The 3194-nt window shown below is 59.8% G+C and carries 4 protein-coding genes; all 4 read right to left on the bottom strand.

Going from position 1 to position 3194, the window contains the following annotated elements; translation table 11 throughout:
* Positions 1–672, bottom strand: a 672-nt coding sequence (locus tag VMV64_RS00005; RefSeq protein ID WP_325327889.1) for a 3'-5' exonuclease, incomplete at its 3' end; no start/stop codon positions are given.
* On the bottom strand, positions 672–1094 hold the full coding sequence (locus VMV64_RS00010) for a YdbL family protein (RefSeq protein ID WP_325327890.1): 423 nt from the start codon (positions 1092–1094) through the stop codon (positions 672–674). The genes VMV64_RS00005 and VMV64_RS00010, both read right to left, overlap by 1 nt.
* Before the next feature lie 9 nt (positions 1095–1103).
* On the bottom strand, positions 1104–1289 hold the full coding sequence (locus tag VMV64_RS00015) for a hypothetical protein (RefSeq protein WP_325327891.1): 186 nt from the start codon (positions 1287–1289) through the stop codon (positions 1104–1106).
* A gap of 57 nt (positions 1290–1346) precedes the next feature.
* The coding region (locus VMV64_RS00020) for a hypothetical protein (RefSeq protein ID WP_325327892.1) at positions 1347–3194 on the bottom strand (1848 nt) is incomplete at its 5' end.

The following is a 3194-nucleotide window of genomic DNA, read 5'->3' on the forward strand; positions in this document are numbered from 1 at the left end:
AGCGCCGCGCATCAGTTGAAAGCGCAGGTAGACCAGATAAGTATTGGCGACGTCGGTCTCGCAGTAGTTGCGGATGCCTTCGATTTCACCGTTCTGGAACGCGTCCCAGACCTTTGAACCATCCATGCCGAGCTTGCCGGGAAAACCCAGCAATTGGGCGATCTGGTCGAGCGGCGCGTTGGCCCGGGGTTGGTAGAGCGCGAGCAAATCCATCAGGTCGAGATGGCGGGTATGGTAGCGGCTGATGTAATTGTTCCACTTGAATTCGCGGTCATCCTCGCCCATGTCCCAGTAGCGCGGCGCCTGGATGCCGTGAACCAGTGCGCGATAATGCAGCACCGGCAGGTCGAAGCCGCCGCCGTTCCAGGACACGATCTGCGGGGTGTATTTTTCGATACCTTCAAAAAAGCGGCGAATGATTTCGCCTTCATCGTCTTCGGGGCTGCCCAGCGACCAGATGCGGAAGCTGTCGCGCTCGCGCAAAGCGCAGGAGATTGCCACCACGCGCTGCACATGCAGCTGCAGAAAGTCGTTGCCGCTGGTCTGGCGGCGCTGGTGGAAAGCCAGCTCGGCGACCTGTGCCGGGGAAACCTCGTCGCCCAAGCCGTTCAGTTTGCGCAGTCCCTCAACGTCAGGGACGGTCTCGATATCAAATACCAGTACTGGAGTCACTATTTTTTTACCCAGGCTCCGCCATGGTTCTGGTACCACCATCCCGGCGCAGCCTTCTGCACCCAGCGCTGAGCGAAAGTCGAGTGAATTTCCTCTTCCCATTCGGGATGGCCGTTGGCGCGCGCAATCTCGCGGTACAAGGCCTTGCGATCCTGATTCTCCGCCGCGACCAGACTGCTCACCGCCTGCCGTTGCGCCAGAGGCACCAGGGCGGCATCGCGCATCGCCACCAAGCCGTCACGCGTCAGGCCCACCGCGCCGCTGGCGTAATGGCTCGCCAACTGGCTGTGGCGCGCCTGCATCGCATCTTTCAGGCTACCGATGGCCGGCGTATTGATTTCCAAGTCGGCGGCGGCAAAGGCCAGCACGGGCAACCATAGCAACAGGGCAACCACCCACAAACGAAGATTCTGGCTGTGCATTGTGATCTCCTATTTCTGTTCGTTCGGTTTGGTCGGCGCAGGCGCGTCGCCCGGTTTCTGCAACTGCCAGACCTCGTCGATGATCTTGTCAGCCGCTTTTTCAGCCGCTGCCGCAGGGAAATAAATGTTGATGGTTACGCACGCCGAAACGCTGCCAGCCAACAAAACCGCCACAACCATGGATAATATCTTCATGCGCCTCCTCACCAATCCGAACACCACACCCGCAGACACAAGCAAAATTACTAAAAATTACTGGATAATTGGCTTAACGTTCTTCTGGGTGATTCGTTTCAGCCGCTCCAGCAAGTCATCCCAGCCCACCTGACGATTGTAACCGATTACGCTGATCGCCGGTATGCCGCCGCCCTTCACGATGACATAGCCGTGCGGCGCCGGCTCGACGCCATCCATCAGACACACGCCGTTGCGCAACACGCAGGAAAGTCCGATCCGGTCGTAGCCGAACTGCTCGAAAAATCGCAGGAAACTGCGCTGGATCGCCGCTGCCGCACCAGCGCCGCCCAGGGAAGAAATATTCTGTACCGCGCTTTGGCTGATTTTCCTGGGATAGGTGCCGGGGCTGCTCGCCACGCTGGCATCGAATTTGACCGGACGCCAGTTGGACATTTCTAGCCCAGCCACCCCGATGTCGATACGTCCCTGCATGTTGCCGAAAGAAAAAGTGCGAGTCAGCAGATCGAGGTCGAGATTGCGCATGTCGAGGTTGGCCGACAGACGAGGCGCTCGGCCAAATGGCTCGGACAGCGAGAGATCCTTGACCACCACCGTGCCGTCGAAAATCCTGAACAGCAGTGCGCCGTTTACCTTGAGGTTGTCGCCAGCATAGCTGACTGCGGGAATGATGCCGGACAGCGTGCCGTGCATCGGCGTCATACTCAAAGCCGTACTGAACCGCTCCATCGAAACCGGCGTCAGCCCGCCACTGAAATTCCACTGCCAGGCATCCGCGCTGCGGCTGGCGGAGAAGCCGTCGAGATTGAGTCTGCCATCAAGCAGCGGCACCGAAAAGCTCGGCGCATTGAAACGCCAGCCCTGCATCGTCAACGGTATCCGCGTTTCTCCCAGCGCCAGATGCAGCAGTTCACCACTGGCAAAATGAATCTCCGCCTCGCGCTGCGCCACATTCGACCACGGCACGCGAGCGTCCACGCCATGCAAGGCAAAGCGCTGCTCCTCGTCAACCAGATCGGCAGCGCGTAGATTCAAGTTAAAGTCGGTGGTTGCACCATCGCGGTAGCGCCATACCAGATCGGCTCGGCCCTTGGTTTGCAGTTTGGCGAAAGCGGTTTTTTCCAGGAAGGGCTTGAGCAGCAGCCGGTACAGCCCGTCCAGATCGAGTCCTGTAGATGTCAGATCGAAGTCGGCCAGGCCGCCACCCGCCCTGTTCCAGCCGCCGGAAAGCTGCGCCTTACCCACACCGGCGACCCGCAAATTGCCCTGGCTGACGCGCAGCATGCCGCCCTCCAGGCTGCCCTGACCGGAAAAATGCTGTCCGCCCAGAGGGAAATACAACGGCTGCCAGAATGCTTCGCCGGTTTGCCAGTCCACATCACCGCGCCATTGCCAGCCGGCCTTGTCGCGCAACATGTTCAGCTTCACCGTACCGCCGATTTTCTCGCCGGCATGCAGGCCGCTGGCGTCGGCAAAGGCGAGATCCTTGAGCGTGATATCGGCCACGGCGTTGGCCCTGCCCGCTTGGCCGCCATCCAGACTGATACTGCCGTTCCATGTGCCGGCAGTGGGCTTGACAGAGCCCTGCGGCAGCAAACCGGCCAGCCGTTTGACCTGTCCATTGTCGGCCTCGACCCGGATATTCCAGCCGGACTTGTCCCACTTGGTGCGAACACGCCAGATTTCGTTATGCGGAAAATTCACCGACAGATCCAGCACTTTGGCTTGCGGCTGGTAAACAAAGCGCACCGGCAGCTTTTCCGTCAGTACCAGTTCGCCCTGATCGCAGCGAATCGCGCCGTTATCCAACCGGGTTCTGGTGCATGACAGCCGGACATTGCGCCAAGTCTGATCGCGCAGGGAAAGCTCGCCGATGCGCGCTTCGAAATGGGCAAAATCAACCCC

The organism is Sulfuricella sp., assembly GCF_035531155.1.
Lineage (GTDB): Bacteria > Pseudomonadota > Gammaproteobacteria > Burkholderiales > Sulfuricellaceae > Sulfuricella.